This is a genomic window from Paraburkholderia nemoris, from assembly GCF_905221015.1.
Classification (GTDB): Bacteria; Pseudomonadota; Gammaproteobacteria; order Burkholderiales; family Burkholderiaceae; genus Paraburkholderia; species Paraburkholderia nemoris.
Window position 1 is genome coordinate 454,603 of the sequence record NZ_CAJNBO010000002.1, and the last position, 18,122, is coordinate 472,724.

Annotated in this window: 11 protein-coding genes; all 11 read left to right on the forward strand. The window is 61.4% G+C overall.

All coding sequences use genetic code 11. The annotated features are described in order from the left end of the window. Nucleotides 1-251 precede the first annotated feature (251 nt). A complete protein-coding gene (locus KHO33_RS04640; RefSeq protein ID WP_200561594.1) occupies nucleotides 252-905 on the forward strand; it encodes a TagK domain-containing protein in 654 nt (217 codons plus the stop codon). A 96-nt stretch (nucleotides 906-1,001) separates the two neighbouring features. Then, a complete protein-coding gene (tssE, locus tag KHO33_RS04645) occupies nucleotides 1,002-1,559 on the forward strand; it encodes a type VI secretion system baseplate subunit TssE (protein WP_054040176.1) in 558 nt (185 codons plus the stop codon). Nucleotides 1,560-1,614: 55 nt separating this feature from the next. Then, nucleotides 1,615-3,495, forward strand: a complete 1,881-nt coding sequence (gene tssF, locus KHO33_RS04650) for a type VI secretion system baseplate subunit TssF (protein WP_200561596.1) — start codon at nucleotides 1,615-1,617, stop codon at nucleotides 3,493-3,495. Continuing rightward, nucleotides 3,495-4,538, forward strand: coding sequence for a type VI secretion system baseplate subunit TssG (gene tssG / locus KHO33_RS04655; protein ID WP_200561598.1), 1,044 nt, complete (start codon nucleotides 3,495-3,497; stop codon nucleotides 4,536-4,538). Before tssF ends, tssG begins: the two co-directional genes overlap by 1 nt. 15 nt (nucleotides 4,539-4,553) lie before the next feature. Continuing rightward, nucleotides 4,554-5,678: a type VI secretion system protein TssA gene (locus KHO33_RS04660; RefSeq protein WP_200561600.1), complete on the forward strand. Its 1,125-nt coding sequence runs from the start codon at nucleotides 4,554-4,556 to the stop codon at nucleotides 5,676-5,678. Between the two features lie 220 nt (nucleotides 5,679-5,898). Then, complete coding sequence (gene amaB, locus KHO33_RS04665) at nucleotides 5,899-7,398, forward strand: L-piperidine-6-carboxylate dehydrogenase (RefSeq protein ID WP_175049903.1); 1,500 nt, start codon at nucleotides 5,899-5,901, stop codon at nucleotides 7,396-7,398. 156 nt (nucleotides 7,399-7,554) lie between these two features. Then, nucleotides 7,555-8,727: an NAD(P)/FAD-dependent oxidoreductase gene (locus KHO33_RS04670; protein ID WP_054040187.1), complete on the forward strand. Its 1,173-nt coding sequence runs from the start codon at nucleotides 7,555-7,557 to the stop codon at nucleotides 8,725-8,727. A gap of 123 nt (nucleotides 8,728-8,850) precedes the next feature. Continuing rightward, on the forward strand, nucleotides 8,851-10,047 hold the full coding sequence (locus tag KHO33_RS04675; RefSeq protein WP_200561602.1) for an aminotransferase-like domain-containing protein: 1,197 nt from the start codon (nucleotides 8,851-8,853) through the stop codon (nucleotides 10,045-10,047). 489 nt (nucleotides 10,048-10,536) lie between these two features. After that, entirely contained in the window at nucleotides 10,537-12,321 is a 1,785-nt protein-coding gene (locus KHO33_RS04680; RefSeq protein WP_054040191.1) for a DUF2138 domain-containing protein, read from the forward strand. 72 nt (nucleotides 12,322-12,393) lie between these two features. After that, the gene (locus tag KHO33_RS04685; protein ID WP_054040210.1) at nucleotides 12,394-13,095 is read left to right on the forward strand and encodes a DUF1175 domain-containing protein; all 702 of its coding nucleotides are present in this window, start codon (nucleotides 12,394-12,396) and stop codon (nucleotides 13,093-13,095) included. Next, nucleotides 13,092-17,885: an alpha-2-macroglobulin family protein gene (locus KHO33_RS04690; protein ID WP_200561604.1), complete on the forward strand. Its 4,794-nt coding sequence runs from the start codon at nucleotides 13,092-13,094 to the stop codon at nucleotides 17,883-17,885. The genes KHO33_RS04685 and KHO33_RS04690 overlap by 4 nt, the downstream gene beginning before the upstream one ends. The last annotated feature ends 237 nt before the right edge of the window (nucleotides 17,886-18,122 follow it).

The following is an 18,122-nucleotide window of genomic DNA, read 5'->3' on the forward strand; positions in this document are numbered from 1 at the left end:
TCGTCTGAGCAATATAAATTGGCGGTGCTGATTTGTGAAGCGTCTGGAAGCGTATGAATATCAATAAATTAGAGTGAAAATTCGTTGAGATTTAGGAATGATCTTATTGAAAAGAATCCGGGGGCCGAGCGGCGAGGAGATTCGTCAGAGCATCTCTGTCAAGTTAGTTGAACAATCAGACTTTTATGCCGATAATCCGTCGATCAATCAAAAACCGAAACCCGGTAAGTCATTTTTATTGAGATATTGAAATGGGCTGGACGAAAAATTCGAGTTCACTTAGCTGGCTTAATAAACATGGTCTTAATATCAAGATAAAAGAAATTGCCCGGCGACCGGAATGTCAATTTTCACCGGCAGACCCAACTGTTGGCACGAATCAAGTCGACGGGGATGAATCCAGCCTGCCGTCTCGCTTCAATGGCAGCAATGCGATCTACGAGTTGATCGGCAGCGGCGGAACGACAGGTGCCAATCCGCCTCGCGAAACAGGCACGAACGATCTGATCGGCGCTTTGCATATGCAGTACTGCTGTGCGCTCAATGATCCGGAGGCGCTGCTCGGAGTCGAATGGATAACGCCCTGCCCGACCGCCCATGAGTCGTTACCCGATTTGCGGCTGGACGGCGCGGTTCACGTTGAATCGATCGAGACGCTGCTCAGCGGCGTTCGCAGCGTCGAAGACATGTTCGGCTTGCTGGCGGCAGGTGATCTGCCTGATCCCGCCGCCGTCACGACCGCACCGGAAATCTTGCGCCTGTTCGCCCCGCCTGAATTCAACGCCAGCACTTCGCGCCTGCCGCCAACGCTCGTACGCCGGGAACACCACGCGGTTGGCATCGACAGCCCGCTGATGACGCGAGGTGTCTCAACCGTTACAGCAGATTCCAGCACTGACGCATGACTGAATTCATCCCTCAGTCGAGCCACGCTGTTCACAGAGTCCCACTCTTCATCCTACTTGCCAGGACCGATGCCAAGGTCTCAAAGGACGTGACCGATGCAGGCGCCTAAGCGCAATCATCGTGCGCTCGCGGGCGCGTCGGTCTCTGCGCCACGCCGCGCCAACACGCGGCTGCTGCCCACCTTGCTCGACCGTCTGCGCGACGACGCGCCACAACGGCAAACCGAAGCGCCTGAGGAATACGCCGTGACGCGCTTGCAGATGCGCGACATTCTGCAGCGCGATCTCGCCTTCCTGCTCAACACGACCAGCATCGAAGACCAGATCGATCGTGTGCGCTATCCCGAGGCTTCCGCTTCGACGATCAATTTCGGTGTGCCGCCCCTATCCGGCGCGTGGCTCGCCTCGCGCAAATGGGCAGACATCGAACAGATGATCCGCCGTGCGATCCGCGAATTCGAACCTCGCCTGATTCCGGACACGCTCGCTGTGTTGCCGCTCGTCAAGGCCGATGCCGAGAACATCTACAACGTTTTGATGTTCGAAGTACGCGGGATGATTCACATGGACCCGTACCCCCTGGAGTTCCTGGTGCAAAGCTCCCTCGACCTGGAAACCAGTCGCATGAATGTCGCCAGCGTGCATGTGAGCTAAGTGTCGTCGTCACACACCGTCCCAACAACGATCAAGCCAAAATAAAGCCCCTATCATGGACCCGCGACTGCTCGACTACTACAACCAGGAACTGATCTACATGCGCGAAATGGCGAGCGAATTCGCGCGGGCCCATCCCAAGATCGCCCGGAGGTTGGGCATGCAGGCGGGAGATGTCGCCGACCCCTACGTCGAACGGATCATTGAATCGTTCTGCTTCATGTCCGCGCGCATGCAAATCAAACTGGATGCCGAGTTTCCGCGCTTTACTGAACGGCTGCTCGAAGTCGTGTATCCGAACTACGTTGCCCCGACACCCTCGATGGCCGTTGCTCGACTGTTCCCGAGCCGCAGGGAAGGCAAACTCATGGAGGGCTTCTGCGTTCCGCGCGGCTCCGCGTTTACCGCGCGTGTCCCGGAGGGGGAACAGACTGCCTGCCAGTTCCGCAGCGGTCAGGACGTGATGCTCTATCCACTGGAGATCATTGATGCGCGCCTCACGGGCATTCCGCCCGACGTTCCATCGCTTGATCGCTACGTGCCGGCTCACACCCAGGTGCGCGGTGCATTACGTTTGCGCTTGCGCATGACGGGCGACGCGAACATCGCCGATCTGAAAGGGCTCGACACATTGCCGGTTTATCTCGCCGGTGACGAACAGGTTGCGTCTCACCTGTTCGAACTGTTGCACACGGCAAGTGTTTCGTCACTGATCGGCACGCCCGGCAACATTGGCCGCGCACCTCATGCGGTAACAGAGAATGCGGTTGGCCACGAAGGGCTTGGACCGGATCAGGGGCTGTTGCCCCTAACCTGGTCGAGTTTTCATGGGCACAACCTGTTGCACGAGTATTTTACGTGTCCGAGCCGGTTTTATTTCTTTTCGCTAAACGGTCTCGAGGACGGTCTGCGACGCGTCACTGGTAAGGAAGCCGAAATTGTCGTTCTGCTGGATCGGGTTCCAGGCGAGCTCGCGAATCTCGTTGACGCATCGCGTTTCGCACTCTTCTGCACGCCCGTCATCAATCTGTTCCGGCAACGTACAGATCGTATCGAACTGACACAAGGCGACACGGAATTCCATCTGGTGCCCGCTCGACTGCATCCGCTCGATTACGAAGTGTTTTCCGTCGAGTCCATGACGGGTCAGGTCGCTGCCACGTCGGAACAGTTCGAGTTTCGCCACCTGTACCAGACCCTTAACAACGATGAAGGCAACTACGGGCGGTATTTTTCGATCCGTCGCGAGCGCCGGCTGATGTCGGACTCCGCACGTCGCTACGGCACGCGAACGCCGTATGTGGGTACGGAAACCTTCGTGTCGCTGGTCGATCAGAACGAAGCGCCCTATGCGGAGGCGATTCGCTATCTGTCGGTAGATGCGTGGCTGACCAACCGCGATCTGCCAAATCTCGTGCCGCGCAACGGCGAACGGGATCTCATCGTATCGGAGTCGGCTCCGCTCGAAGGCATCGGATTGATTCGTGCACCGAGTGCACCGAAAGCACCGTACGCCGAGCGAGAAATGGCCTGGCGTCTGATTCGCCAATTGAATTTCAACTATCTGCCATTGGCAGAACTCGATCATCGCGCCGGCGGTCAGGGACTGCGTGACCTGTTGCGGCTGTTCCTGGCGGGGGAAGACGAGGCGCAGCGCAGACAGGTCGAGAGTCTGGTGGGCGTGAAGACGCGGCCAGTGACCAGACGGCTACGCGGGGGTGGACCGCTAGTCTTCGGGCGTGGTATCGAATGCGCCCTCACGGTCGATGAAGCAGGATTCTCCGGCTCCAGCCCATACCTGTTTGGCCTGATTCTCGAGCACTTCCTGGCCCGTCACGTTTCGATCAACGTCTTTACTCAAACCGAATTGCACTCGATGCAACGGGGACACGTTGCCCGCTGGCCGGTACGCATGGGTACGCGGGGAGCGGCCTGATGGATCGCGCTCCTACCGCGGCCGTGATGCGCGATGCCGTGCTCTCACCCGAGTTGGTTGCTAAGTTGCGCGCAGAGCCTTGGCGCTATGGCTTCCTGAGTCTGCTGCGGCGCCTGGGTGCCGATTCTCGCATCCCGCCGATCGGACGTGCGCGGCGGCCGCAAGCGGAACCCTTTCGCCTCGGTCAGCAACCGAGCCTGGCCTTTGCACCTCGTGAGATTGCCGAGGTCAGAGAAATCGACGGCCGAGTAAAGGTGACGCTGTTCGGCCTCGGTATGCTCGGTCCCAACGGACCGTTGCCCATTCATGTTACGGAAATCGCAAGGGATCGCCAGGAAGCGCGGCGCGACAGTACGCTTGTCGATTTTCTGGATGTTTTTCACCACCGCTACCTGACACTGTTCTACCGTGCCTGGTCGTCTGCGCAGGCAGCCGCCGGACTAGATCGTCCGGATAACGAGCGGTTCTCGTTCTACGTCGCGAGTCTGTTTGGACAGAGCGCGGAGGAGATCGGCCGCGGGTCGCTGCCGGCCCACGCGCGCATGTCGGCTTCCGCCCATCTGGTACGTGAAGCTCGCAACCCTGACGGGCTTCGGTCAACGCTGGCGCAGTTCTTCGGCGTACCCGTCTCTATCGATGAGCACGTTTGGAACTGGATCGAGATCGACCCCGCCGAACACAGCAAGCTCGGTGCGCCAGGCGCGCCGTCGGTAATGTCCGAGGGCGCGATGCTCGGCGAGCAGGTGCCCGATCGGCAGCACAAGTTTCGGATCGTCGTCGGTCCGCTCGACATCGACGAGTACCTGCGCTTTACGCCGCAAGGCAATGACCTTCCGCTGCTGGTGGATTGGGTCCGGGCCTTCATCGGCTATGAATTTGCCTGGGAGTTAGAGCTGCGGATCAGGGCGCAGAGCGCACCGTCTGCGGTGATCGGCGGTTCGGAACGACTCGGTTGGTCGGGGTGGCTCGGCCGTTCGCTGACCGGCGAACCGATTACGGGAATGCGCTTCGAACCGGAAAACTATGCGCTGGCTGCGCAATAACAGACAAACACCTCCATGAACGCAAAAAAAAGCGCTGCGGCGAAATCGCGGAACCTTGATATCGCTAGCCATGACTGGCTGAGCCCCATTTCCGATGACGCGCCGAGTGGCGCCGACCTCGAATACGATCCGGAATACGTTGTCCTGTCTGCAAAGACGACTGCGCAACCGGATGCGCAGTACGGCAACTTTGTTGGCTCGCCGGAGCCGGTCAACTGGAGCGATGTCGATCGCGATTGCCGCAGGTTAATGCTGCGTAGCAAGGATATCCGGCTCGCCGTGCTATTCGCTCGGAGCCGGACAAGGCTGGCCGGTAGCGCTGGTTTCGCGGAAGGCTTGTCTTTGCTGGCAAGCTGGCTCGACCTCTACCCCGACACGATCCATCCACAACTCGCGGTCGACGCGGATCGCGATGCGGCGTTAGAGATACGGTCGAACGCCCTCCAGGCACTAACCGACGGCGATGGCCTGTTGTCGGATCTACGGGAAATATTCCTCGTCAAGTCGACCGCTATGCGCCTGCAGGTCCGGGACGTGGAACGCGCATTTGCCCGACCACGCCCAGCCGACGCGCTTTCGCAAGATTCGGTGCGACAGCAACTGGACTATCTGCGCGCGCAGACTCCCGCAGTGTTGACTGGATTCGATCAGGCGCTGGCGAGTTTCGAGGGCATCGCGACATGGTCCGAACTGCATCTGCATTCTTTTGCCCCAGATCTGTCCGCGTTGGGTAACGTGCTGCGGCTGTTTGCGCGGCCAATTGGAAGCTCGGCCGCTAGCGACGCCATTCTGGAAGACGCAGCCGCGTGTGTAACGCAGGTCAGCGATATGGGTGCGCCACTCGACGTTACAACTACTGTCCAGGTTGCAACAACGCCGCATGCAGTCGAACCGGGCCAGCCCATGCGGAGCGCCCGCACGTCCGCGACTGATCGGCTGATGGCTCTGGAGAAAATGCGCGAGGCACGGCACTGGTTCGAAACCCACGAGCCCAGCAGCCCAATTCCGGTGCTGCTGCGGCGGGCAGAGCAGTTCGTCGGCAAGCGCTACGCCGAGGTGGTGCAGGCGATCCCGCCGGAACTGCTCGTGCAGTGGGATACCGAGACCCAGGCCCAAGCCGAAACCAACAATTTCCAATAAGAAACGGTTGAGCACCGCGCTCCGTGCTCCCCGGACGACAGCAACACCCGCCCCCAACACCCCGCGCGGGCCGCCCACCCCTACGCCACACCAAGCTCACAAGCCCATTCAGCCCGATCCGCCGGCCAACCCCGGGGCAAATACCCTTGCCGCCACAAAATCCCGCGTGTATAGTTTCCGAACTTACTCTTGTTTCGCATCGGAAATTAAAGGGATCCTCATGGACGCTTCCACTATCCTCGCCGACCTTGGCATCGCCCACGCGGCGCAAGCCGGCGACATCGCGGTTCATTCGCCGATCACCGGCGAACTCATCGGCCGTGTGGCCAGCAACACGGTGGCGGAAGTCGACGCGGCCCTCGCCAATGCGAAAGAGGCATACACCGCCTGGCGCAATGTTCCGGCGCCGCGCCGCGGCGAACTGGTGCGCCTGCTTGGCAATCGTCTGCGTGAAAAGAAGCACGCACTTGGCAGCATCATTACGCTCGAAACCGGCAAGATCCTGCAGGAAGGCTTGGGCGAAGTGCAGGAAATGATCGACATCTGCGACTTCGCGGTCGGCCTGTCGCGCCAGCTGTACGGCCTGACGATCGCTTCGGAACGCCCGGGCCATCGTATGGCTGAAACATGGCATCCGATGGGTACGTGCGTCGTCATCTCGGCGTTCAACTTCCCGGCCGCGGTGTGGTCGTGGAATGCTGCGCTGGCGCTGGTGTGCGGCAATGCAGTGATCTGGAAGCCGTCGGAAAAGACGCCGTTGACCGCGCTCGCCGTCAACCAGATTCTCAGCGAAGCATTAAAAGAATTCGGCGACGCGCCGGCCGGCCTGACCGCACTGATCAACGGTGGCCGCGATGTCGGCGCGAAGCTGGTGGCCGATCCGCGTGCGTCGATCGTCAGCGCGACGGGCAGTACCGAAATGGGCCGCACGGTCGGTGTTGAAGTGGCGAAGCGCTTCGGCCGCTCGCTGCTCGAACTCGGTGGCAACAACGCGGGCATCGTCGCGCAAACGGCAGATCACGAACTCGCGATGCGCGGCATCCTGTTCTCGGCAGTGGGTACGGCGGGGCAGCGTTGCACGTCGCTGCGGCGTCTGTTCGTGCACGAGAGCGTGTACGACAAGACCATCGAACGTCTGAAGCAGTTGTACAGCAAGGTGCCGATCGGCAATCCGCTCGAAAAGGGCACGCTGATGGGGCCGCTGATCGACAAGCAATCGTACGCACGCATGCAGGAAGCGCTGCAGCAGGCTACCGCCGAGGGCGGCAAGGTGTTCGGCGGCGAGCGCGTCGAGGTGAAGGGCCATGAAGGCGGTTACTACGTGCGTCCGGCGATCGTCGAAATGCCGTCGCAAACGGCGGTGGTGCTGAAAGAAACCTTCGCTCCGATTCTTTACGTGCTGCGCTATTCGGATTTCGTGGATGCGGTCGAAGCGAACAATGCGGCGGTGCATGGTTTGTCGTCGTGCGTGTTCACGACCGATCTGCGCGAAGCTGAACGCTTCCTGTCCGACTCGGGCAGCGATTGTGGTATCGCTAACGTGAACATCGGACCGAGCGGCGCGGAAATCGGCGGCGCGTTCGGTGGCGAGAAGGAAACCGGCGGTGGACGTGAGTCGGGTTCGGATGCGTGGAAGGCCTACATGCGCCGCGCGACCAACACGGTCAACTACTCGTCGGCGTTGCCGCTCGCGCAGGGCATCGACTTCAATATCGACTGATCCAGTCAGTAGCAATACAGCGATAAAGCATTCGATCAGTAGAGCATTTAGCAGCAAGCAGCGGCGCATTCACGCGCCGCTGTTCACAACTTCTTTCAGCAATTCGTTTGCGCCGCCCGCCGTTTCAGAGCGGCCACGCTACTCGTGGAGTAAGACGTGAGTTCCAAAGTCGTGATCGTCGGCGGTGGGGTGATCGGCAGCTCGATTGCGTATTTTCTGCGGCTTAATGATCCGTCGGTCAGCGTCACGGTGATCGAACGGGATCCGACGTATGCGCGTTCGTCGTCGGCATTATCCGCGGCATCCATTCGCCAGCAATTCTCTACGCCGCTTTCCATTCAGATGTCGCTATTCGGCATCGAGTTTCTGCGCTCGATCGGCGAGCGGCTCGAAATCGACGGCACGAAGCCTTCGATCGATCTGCACGAAGGCGGCTATCTGTTTCTCGCCACGCCCGCCGGCGAGGCGACGCTGCGTGAGAATCATGCGCTGCAAAAGCGTCTCGGCGCCGATATCAGTTTGCTCGACAAAGACGCGTTGCAAGCGCGCTTTCCCTGGCTCAATACCGAAGACCTCGTCGCCGGCGCTTACGGCGAAAGCGGTGAAGGCTGGTTCGACGGTTACGGCCTTGTGCAGGCGCTGCGCAAGAAAGCGCAGGCGCTCGGCGCGCGCTACGTTGCGGCCGACGTCACCGCGCTGCATCGCGACGGCCAACACGTGACGCAAGTGCAAACCGCGGACGGCGAGGTCTACGCCTGCGATTTCGTAGTGAATGCAGCGGGCGCCTGGTCGCGCAAAGTCGCGCAGATGGCCGGCATCGATCTTCCGGTGTTCGCACGGCGCCGCAGTATTTTCAATGTCACGTCGCCTGCACGGCTCGAACACTGTCCTTTGCTGATCGATCCTAGTGGCGTGTATTTCCGGCCTGAGGGCAACTCGTTCATCTGCGGTACATCGCCGTCGGCGGATAACGATCCTGACGATTTGCCGCTCGACGAAGTCGATCACGCGTTATTCGACGACGTGATCTGGCCGACACTCGCGCACCGCGTGCCGCAATTTGAGGCGCTGCGCGTGCAGAACTGCTGGTCCGGTTACTACGAATATAACGTGCTCGATCAGAACGCAATCATCGGCTACCACCCGGACGTCGATAACTGCATTTTTGCCAATGGCTATAGCGGGCATGGTCTGCAGCAGGGCCCGGCAACCGGTCGCGGCGTCAGTGAATTGATTCTGCATGGCCGCTATATGACGCTTGATCTCGGTTCGCTGAGTTTCGCGCGTGTGCTCGAAAACCGGCCGATCGTGGAGAAGAACGTGGTTTAGCCCGCGCGTTCGAGGTGATGCGGAAAACGCAATACGTAGTGCGTAGATATCGTTTGCCGCCCACCCGGACGATGGCCACAATCGACGCGGATCTTCCATCGATAAGATAAACGGCCCGTCACCATGTTCACGTTCAATCCTGCATTCGAAGCGCCGACCGGTTCGCCGATCCGCGAGCTGTTCAAGTATCTGGCGCAACCCGGCATGATTTCGTTTGCCGGCGGCTATCCGGCGAGCGATCTGTTCGATCGCGAGGGGCTGGATGCGGCCGCCGCGCGTGCGTCGCAGCAGCCCACGCTCTGCCTGCAATATGGCCCGACCGACGGCCTCGCCATCCTCAAGGACGAACTCGCGCATTTGATGGCGCGGCGCGGTACGCCTTCTACGCCGCAGGAATTGCTCGTCACGACCGGTTCGCAGCAAGGCTTTGATCTGCTGCTGCGCGTGATGGTCGCACCGGGCGATGTGGTGCTGGTCGAACAGCCCGCCTATCCGGCGACTTTGCAGGCATTGAAGCTGCAAGAGGCAAACGTGGTGACGGTGCCGGTCGATCAGGACGGACTCGATGTCGCCGCGCTCGCCGCGTTGCTCGAATCGGGCACATTAGCGCGGCCACCGAAGCTGCTCTACACCGTGCCGACTTTTGCGAATCCAACCGGCGCAACGTTGTCGCTCGAACGCCGCATGGCGTTGTTGAAGCTGGCGGCGCGTCATCATTTTCTGATCGTCGAAGATGATCCCTATGGCGATCTGCGTTTCAGCGGCGCGGCGTTGCCGTCGCTGCTCGCGTTGAGCGATCAGGTGCCCGGGTCACGCGACTGGGTCGTGCATTTTTCGAGTCTGTCGAAGATCGTCGCGCCGGGTTTGCGGGTCGGCTGGATGATCGCGCACGCGGAAATTTTGCGCCGCTGCGTGGTCGCCAAGCAGACCGTCGACCTGTGCAGCTCGCCGTGGACCCAGGCGATCGCCGCCGAATACCTCGCGAGTGGGGCGCTGGAGCGTCATCTGCCGAAGATCATCGACGCCTATGCCGTGAAGTGCCGCGCGCTGTGCGACGCGTTGGATGAGCATCTGCGTGACGCCATCGCGTTTCATCGCCCTGCCGGCGGCATGTTCGTGTGGGCGCGATTGAAGGGCGGTCAGAATGCGTCCGACACGCTGCGTGCCTGTATCGAGCGCAATGTCATGTTCGTGCCGGGCGTCGCTTTCTATAAAGACAATATCGATCTGACGGCACTGCGTCTGTCATTTGCAGCGCCCGGCGTCGCCGAAATCGAAACCGGCGTGCAGAGAATGAAGCAGGCGCTCGCACTGTTTTGATGACGGCTAACGCGGCTAACATAGTATTGGCGGTAAAGCAGTAAGGGCAATACCTGAAATAACCCGGTGAGCACGTAGTGCGTAGCCGGGTTATTTTATGCAGATGCTAAATCGCTGGGATTTAGCATAACCATCTCGATCCGGTAAAGCAGCATAAGGCCGCGCCTGGCCGGACTATGCTCGCAGGCCCATCTGTACGCTGTCGAAGCCGGCAACGGGCGCAAGCGTTCCCGTCTGTGTATGCCGCCGCCTTCCGCTGCCGTTTAACTCAAGCCGTTGCTTCAGATGAGCGCGTTTTCAAAATATTTAATTTCGTTCGTTCAATATTTCCGTCAAACTCCTGAAACATGGCTGAATGTTAAATGGAGAGTGCCGCTGGTTTTGGACTAAAAATATCGGTTATCATCGCTGCCTTCGGCGAATGATTTCGGTGAGTTAATTCATCGGCCATCCACGTTAATACCGTCGCATCGAACCAGAAAAAATCAGATGAAGATGTCGCGAAAAAAGATTGCAATCCTGGTAGTCGGTCTTCTGGTCGTGGCCGGCGTGGTCATTCAGGCGGTGTGGCGTCCATTCGGGCACCGCAAAGCCGCCGGGACCAGCGAAATCGTGCTCGATATTCATCACCCGGATGCGGTGATCGACAGCGAAGCGCTCTCGCGTTTGCCGCGCGACATCTTGCGTGTGCCGCTGTTGCACGACGTGCTGACTCAAGACTTCGTTGAATATTACGAATCGAACGACACGCGCTTGTCCACAGAAGGGGCGCTGCGCCGTCTCGCGTTCGAACATCAACTCGACTGGCGCGATGAACTGATCCGCCGCGTATTCGACGAACCTGCGCATGTGCTGCTGTGGCGTTCGCCGGACGGCCGCCTCGGTTATTGGGTGATGTCGATGCACCGTAACGGCCTGGCGAAGCTGCTGCAAGGCTTCGGCAACGTCGCCGCGAGCGACTCGCAGTTGAGCCAGGTCGCCAAACTCTCCGGCGACGTACCGGTCTACGCGTTGAAGCTGGCAGTTGGCCGCACGATTCTGTTCGCCACGAAGGACGACCGGCTTGTCGTGATGTCCGCCCCGGGCGTGCTGCTCGACGCGAAAGGCAGCTTGCTGGGCGAGCGAGCCGACGCCGTGTCCGAGATGCTTTCTTCAGGCCGCGACGATGCGGCTCGTGCCTATCAGTTGGACGCGCCCGGCGATGCGCCGAAGGGACACCGGCTGGTGGTGTCGGCCAATTATTTGTCGTTTGGTTATCAAGCGTTTTTCTCCGGTATCGACGCACTGCGATTCGATTTTTCGCCGAACGGCAGTGCTGCGGCGAACTGGCAGACTTCCGCTTTGATCGAGCCGGGCAAGTTGCCGCAGGCGTGGAATAGCGCCGACTTGTGGCGTGCCTTGCCGGCCAATCCGGCTGCGTGTACGAGCCTGCCGGCGGACTGGAAAGAAGCCTCGGGCCTGTTGGGCAAGGTGGCCGATGTGGGCGCGGATGGCGCTGCGGCGGTCGGAGATCAGCTCACCGGCCCCGCGGCCGTTTGCTGGTATGCGAAGTCCACATTGGTTGCGCCGGTGTTCGTTGCTCGCGTGAAGACACAGGACGCGACGAGCATCGCTGCGCTGCAGACCGCGCTCGGCAAAACCTTCGGCGACGTGATCGGCGCGTATGAGGCGAAGGCCGCTAAATCCGGTGATGCTGATGCGGGCTATCGTCGTTTGCCGGTCACGAAGCACGACCAGGGCGCCGGCGTTACCGTGTGGCAACGGCCGGTCAGCGCGCTCTCCGGTACGGCCTTGTCCAGCAAGGCGTCGTTCGCCTCGCAGCTGTCGGCGGAGCGTTATTTCCCGGTGACGCTCGCGCTGGCGCACGGTTATCTGATTTTTTCTCCTGATTCACGTCTGGTCGACGACACGCTCGCCGTGCTCGACAAGCGTTATCCGGCGCTGGCCGATACGCTCGCGCCGCAGCGTCTGCCGCGCACGATTCTCACGCTCACACCTTCGTCCGCGGCTGCGTTGATCGAACGCGAAGCGGGCGCGGCGTTGCCGGCGGATCAGGAAGCGGTGTTCCGCAATGCGTCGCGCACCCATCTCGTGCCGAAGCTGCATGCGCTGGCACATTACCCGCCGGTTTCGCTGACGCTGCCGCAGAACCTGCCGGGGTCGACAGCTTGGGTCCCGGTGGAGTGGTGGTTCGATCGCGCGAAGGCGGGTGGCGATGCGGACGCCGGTGCGGCCGCTGCACCTGCGGATCAGCCCGGCACCGAGGGCGATTAAGTGCGTCGCCTTTGCGTCCCCGACGTGGCGTTCGCGACGTCCGCCACTGCAGCTACGGGCGCTACGCCGCGCATGCCTGATACGGCTTGCACGTCGCGCCGCGCCTGGGTGGCTCGCGCAGCCTCCGCGTTGGTGATGGCCAGCCTCGCGCCCTATGCCAACGCGCTCACCAGCACAACCGCATCGCCCGACCCCGACGCGCTCTCGCCGCAGCAATCCACCGCATTTCGCGCGTGGTTCGTGCGCATCGTCGACCAGCAAATGCGCCGCGGCCCGACGCCGCGCTGGACGCAGCGCGATTGCGCAGGCCTCGTGCGCTTTGCCGTCGGCGAAACGCTCAAACCGCACGACACCAAATGGCTGCGCGCGAACGGCATGACCAGTCTCGCGGACACCAGCAGCATGCCGCCCGAGCTGCAACTGTCCACGTCGCAACGCGGAATCGCGAATCGCTGGACACAACTCGACGGGTCCACCGGCGCGTACGCATCGGCGATCGCCCTGATTCAACGCAATAGCCGTTTTGTTTCGAAGGACGTGAACCAGGCGCTGCCTGGCGATCTGCTGTTCTTCGACCAGGGCGACGACCAGCATCTGATGATCTGGCTGGATCGCTACATCGCTTATCACACAGGCACCGTTACGCCGACCGATACCGGTCTGCGCGCCGTGGCCGTCTCCGACCTGATGCAATGGAAAGATTCCCGCTGGCAGCCGCTCGACGGCAATCCGAATTTCGTTGGCGTGTTTCGTTTGGACTTTCTGACACCATGACCCGAATGAACTCCGTCACTGCGTCGCGCGCCTGGCTCGGCAACCTGAAACGTCGTGCAGGCGTCACCGCGGTCGCGCTCTTCGCGGCCTTGACGCTCGCCATTGCACCAACGGCCTACGCCGACGACGCCGCCTCGAGCAGCGCCGCCGATGCCAACATCGCAGCGAACCCGACGCTGCAAACAGCGCCATCGAGTAATTTCGCGTCGCAGAAGGTCGACGGCCAGCCATTCTTCCTGCTCTCGGACACGAGCTTCGGCAGCGATCAGTTGGCGCAGGTGCGGCTGGAGGCGCCCGGCCGCGAGTTCAAGGATGCGCTGCAAGCGTACGGCGGCGCGGACATCGTCGTGTATCGCGTGCCGAAGCCGTTGGACTTTTTGAAGGCGCAGAAGAATCTGCATCGCCTGAACGTCGCGCCGAATTATCAGGGCGAAGGCCTCGCGAATACGCTGGCTTATCTGTGGGACCGCTGGTTCACCGAAGCGCGCCGCGCCTGGCAACGTGTGCTCTCGTTCGCGACGCGCAGCAAGGCGACCGAAGCCCAGCCGCAATTCAAGCTCGGCGAGCAGACCGGCAAGCAGACGCAATTCCAGCAGAACTCGCAGTTCGCGCCGCTGAAGGGCTATGACATGGTCGCGCGCTTCCGCTATCCGATCTGGGACGCGAAGGTGATCCAGCCGCCGAAGGGCGTCAATCTCGAAGGCAGTAGCAGTAACTTCATCGAAGCGAGCTCGGGCAACGTGATGATTCCGGTCGGCAAGCTGCCGCCGGGGCTGTATATCGTCGAGGCGGTGATCGGCAACTATCGCGCGCATACCTTGCTGTTCGTATCTGACACGGTTGCGGTTGTGAAAGCGGCGTCGAGCGGCATGCTGGTATGGACGGCGCGGCGCGATAACGGCAAGCCGGTGGCGAATACCGACGTGAACTGGACCGACGGCGTAGGCGTGCTTCAAAGCGGCGCCACTGGCAGCGATGGCGCACTGGTGTTGCAACACGTGAGCCCCGAGCGCAGCTACGTGCTCGGCACCGATCCGCAAGGCGGCGTGTTCGTTTCGGAGAATTTCTACTACGACAGCGAGATCTACAACACCAAGATCTACGCGGTGACCGATCGTCCGATGTACCGGCCGGGCGACGCAGTGCATGTGAAGTTCATCGGCCGCACGTTCCAGAACGCAACGCAATCCACCGCGCCTGCAGAAGCCGATATCAAGCTCGACGTGCTCGATCCGAACGGCGCACCGGTGGCGACCAGCAAGGTGCATTTTGCTTCCGATACGGGCGCGGATGCGTCCTTCACGTTGCCCGCCGATGCCACCGCCGGTGGCTATACGCTGCGCTTCGATTACAACGGCGATGTATACGGCAGCGCATTTCGCGTCGCCGAATATGTGAAACCGCATTTCGACGTCAACCTGTCGATGGATAAAGCCGACTATGCGACCGGCGAGCAACTGAAGGGCAAGATCCAGTTGCGCTATCCGGATGGCAAGCCGGTGCGCGACAGCAAGGTTTCGGTCACGCTGCGCGCGCAGAAAGTAACGATCGTCGATGGTGAACTGCGCTATGCAGGGCTGTTTCCGGTCAAGCTGGAACAGCAGGAACTCACAACCGATAGCGACGGTAACGCGAGTCTCACGCTGCCCGCTGCTAAAGAACCAAGCCGCTATGCGCTGACGCTATTCGCGCAGGACGGCGCGGCCTACAAGGTACGTGTGACACGTGAGGTATTGATCGCACGCGGCGCGACGCCGTATCGCTTGTCGACTGCCAAGTCGTTTTCGCAGCCGAAGGAAGCGGTCAATTTCGATCTGCAAGCGCTTGGCACGATCGATCCGTCTTCGCATGCGCCGGCCAAGTGGGAATGGACGCGCCTTGAATCGCAGACTCATGGCGAAGGCGCAATCAAAGGCGCGACGGCAGGCGGCAAGCTGTCGTTCCCGGTGCAATTCGACGAACCGGGTTCGTACATGCTGTCGGTCAAGGACGACACGGGCAACCTGCTCGCGGCTACAAGTCATTGGGTGGCGGGCGATGGTCTGAAGGCGATTCCGGGTAGCGTCGAGATCGTGTTCGATCGCGACAGGTACAAGATCGGCGATACCGCCGAAGCGCTGATTACATTCCCGATGCCGGTCGACGATGCTCTCCTGACGCTGGAGCGCGACAACGTCGAACATCGCGCGTTGCTGACAGCCGGCGGCGATTGGCTGCAACTGCAACGCGTAGCGCCGTCGCAATGGAAGGCGCGCATCAAGGTCGGCGAAGCATTCGCGCCGAACATGACGTTCTCGGTGCTGTATGTGCATGCCGGCGAATACGTGTTCCAGAACGCGGGCATCGTGGTCGCGCAACCGCAGATCGAACTGAACGTGAAGAGCGACAAGCCGGTGTACGGTCCGGGCGATACGGTCACGCTCAACTTCGACAGCACGCTGAACGGCAAGCCGGAAGCGGCGAATCTGACGGTCAGCGTGGTCGATGAAATGGTCTACGTGCTGCAGCCGGAGATCGCACCGAATATCGTCGACTTTTTCTATCATCCGCGCCGCAACAATGTGCGGACGTCGTCGAGTCTGTCGTTCATTACGTACGACCTCGCGCGCTCGCCGTTGAAGGGTGCGCCAGGCGGCCCGCAACGCGCCAACTACAACGAGCGCGGCGTAAAAGTGCTCGAACGGCCGCGTCGTGACGATCAGGACACGGCTGCGTGGGAAGGTACGTTGAAGACCGACGCGAACGGTCACGCCACCATGACCTTCAAGATGCCGGACTCGCTGGCCCGCTGGCGCGTCACCGTGCGCGCGGCTGCACCGGACGGCATGGTCGGTCAACGTACCGCGTATGTGCGTTCGGATAAGGCGCTGTATCTCAAGTGGAGCGGGCCTTCGCATTTCCGCGTCAACGATCAGCCGGCCATCGACATGATCGCCTTCAATCAAACCGACGCGGATATGGACGCCGAGTGGGTGGTCGACGGTGGCGGTCTCTCGTTGAACCAGAAGGTAACGCTCAAGCGCGGCGCGAACTACCTGCGTCTGCCGACCGGCGCGTTGAAGGCGGGGGTGATCAACGCGAGCTTGCGCCGGGCGGGTAAGGATGTGGATCGCCTGCAGACCACCATCCAGCTCGATGCGAGCGGTTGGCTCGATCTGCATCAGAACACGGTGGCGCTCGACGGCTCGAACAAGCCGCTCAATCTGCCGCAAGATGCGCAGGACGTCAGCGTGCGTTTCATCGGCAGTGCCGCGAGCCAATTCGCGCGTGTCGCCGACGATCTGATCAACTATCCGTACGGCTGTGCCGAACAGACGTCGAGCCGCCTGATTCCTTTGGCGCTCGCACACGACGCGATCGGCCGTGGTGATAACGCCAGCTCGACGCAAGGGCTCGAAGCGCTGTTGCGCAATCAGCGCCAACGTCTGGCGATGCTGGCCGGTGTCGGCGGCACGTTCGGCTGGTGGGGCGACACAACCGGCGGCAGTTCGCTGATCACCGCCTACGCGTATTACGCGGACTGGCTCGCGAGCCGCAGCCTCGGCATTACGCTGCCTGCCGACAACTGGCAGCATGCAATGGACGTCTATCGCGACGCTGGTGCGAAAGAGCCGTTGCTGCATCGTGCGTTGGCGCTGTGGTTCATGCAGCAGATGAGCCTGCCGGTCGCGACGCCGGTGTCGGGCGTTGCGGCGGACTTGCAAAGCGATGCAGCGGCTGCGGCCAATGCTTCGACCCCTGCACGCAACGGCACCTATGGCGCGTCGGACAGCATCGTGTTTGCGCAAGCCGATTCGCCGCGTGGCAAGCAGATGGCGACGCTGCTGGTCGCCAACATCGCGCGTAGCACGAGTGCTCAACTTCCGGACGGCTTCGATGCTGCGGCGAGTGCCGCACGCACGGCATTGGCCAACGATCCCGCGCCGCTCGTGCAGAGTTTGCTTTATATGACGGGCGGCGATGGTGGGGCGGCGATCGATGCTTCCGCGTTGCTCGCGAAGAGCAGCGCCGACTACCCGACGCTCGATCGTGCGTTGACGTTGCTGTGGGTGCGTAAAGCGCTCGGCGGCGACACGGCGCCGGCTTCGCTGCCGTCGCTGCAAGGTGCGGGTTGGACGCGCGCTGCGACGCCGACTGGCACGCCGCTGTGGAAGTGGACCGGCGCTGCTTTGCCGGCCACGCTCGATGCAGGCGGTGCGCGCACCGACGTCAATGCACTGGTTTCGTTCCGCAGTCATACGAGCGAGGACAGCCGGCTGAACATCACCGTCGAACGTCGTTTCTACAAGCTGGAGCCGCTCGAAGTGAAGGTCGATCCGAAGAAGGCGGGTGGCGCCGAGAGCCAACTGGGTCGCTCGGCATTTACCGCGCGCCTGGTCAAGCAGGGCGATGCGATCGACAGCAATGCGCTGTACGTCGACGAAGTCACGCTCACACCGCGCTCCGGCAATGCGTACCACTACGGTCTGCTCGACGTGCCGCTGCCGCCGGGCGGCGATGTGGAGGCGACCAGCTGGGGCGTGTCGATCGACGGGTTGCCTGGCGAGAAGGAAGGGGTAAGCGGTCCGCAGCCGTTTGCGCGTGCCGCTTCGTATGAGATGGGCGAGCTGGCCTATCACCAGCCGGTGCCTTTGCTCGATCGTCCTGTGACGCTGCGGCAACTGGTGCGCTTTGCGTTGCCGGGTACGTTCGCGTTGCCGCCCGCACGCTACTTCCGCATGTATCAGCCGGACGCCAAGGCGTTCGAAGGCGGCAAGAGCGATCGTGTGACGACTCTGCGTATTCAGTAAGCGAGACCGCTATGTTCTCCGCTCTTCGGCACTCGCGCGATCGTCTGGCAGCTACGCTGCGGGTCGCGCTCGCCGTGGGAGTGGGGTGTGTTTTTAGTGGCGCGGGTGTGGCGATGGCGTCGTCGACTGCGTCACCGGCTGCTGGGTCAAGGTCTGCGCCGAGCTCATCGCTAAATGCGCCGGCAATGTCGTCGCCCAGCTCATCGCCAAGCTCGACGTCAACCACATCGCTAACCT

Bases quoted from the DNA above. Each gene is read 5' to 3' on its own strand.
- tssF (WP_200561596.1), top strand. From the start codon at position 1,615: ATGGACCCGCGACTGCTCGACTACTACAACCAGGAACTGATCTACATG.
- KHO33_RS04685 (WP_054040210.1), top strand. From the start codon at position 12,394: ATGCCTGATACGGCTTGCACGTCGCGCCGCGCCTGGGTGGCTCGCGCA.
- KHO33_RS04675 (WP_200561602.1), top strand. From the start codon at position 8,851: ATGTTCACGTTCAATCCTGCATTCGAAGCGCCGACCGGTTCGCCGATC.
- amaB (WP_175049903.1), top strand. From the start codon at position 5,899: ATGGACGCTTCCACTATCCTCGCCGACCTTGGCATCGCCCACGCGGCG.
- KHO33_RS04660 (WP_200561600.1), top strand. From the start codon at position 4,554: ATGAACGCAAAAAAAAGCGCTGCGGCGAAATCGCGGAACCTTGATATC.
- KHO33_RS04690 (WP_200561604.1), top strand. From the start codon at position 13,092: ATGACCCGAATGAACTCCGTCACTGCGTCGCGCGCCTGGCTCGGCAAC.
- KHO33_RS04680 (WP_054040191.1), top strand. From the start codon at position 10,537: ATGAAGATGTCGCGAAAAAAGATTGCAATCCTGGTAGTCGGTCTTCTG.
- tssG (WP_200561598.1), top strand. From the start codon at position 3,495: ATGGATCGCGCTCCTACCGCGGCCGTGATGCGCGATGCCGTGCTCTCA.
- KHO33_RS04640 (WP_200561594.1), top strand. From the start codon at position 252: ATGGGCTGGACGAAAAATTCGAGTTCACTTAGCTGGCTTAATAAACAT.
- tssE (WP_054040176.1), top strand. From the start codon at position 1,002: ATGCAGGCGCCTAAGCGCAATCATCGTGCGCTCGCGGGCGCGTCGGTC.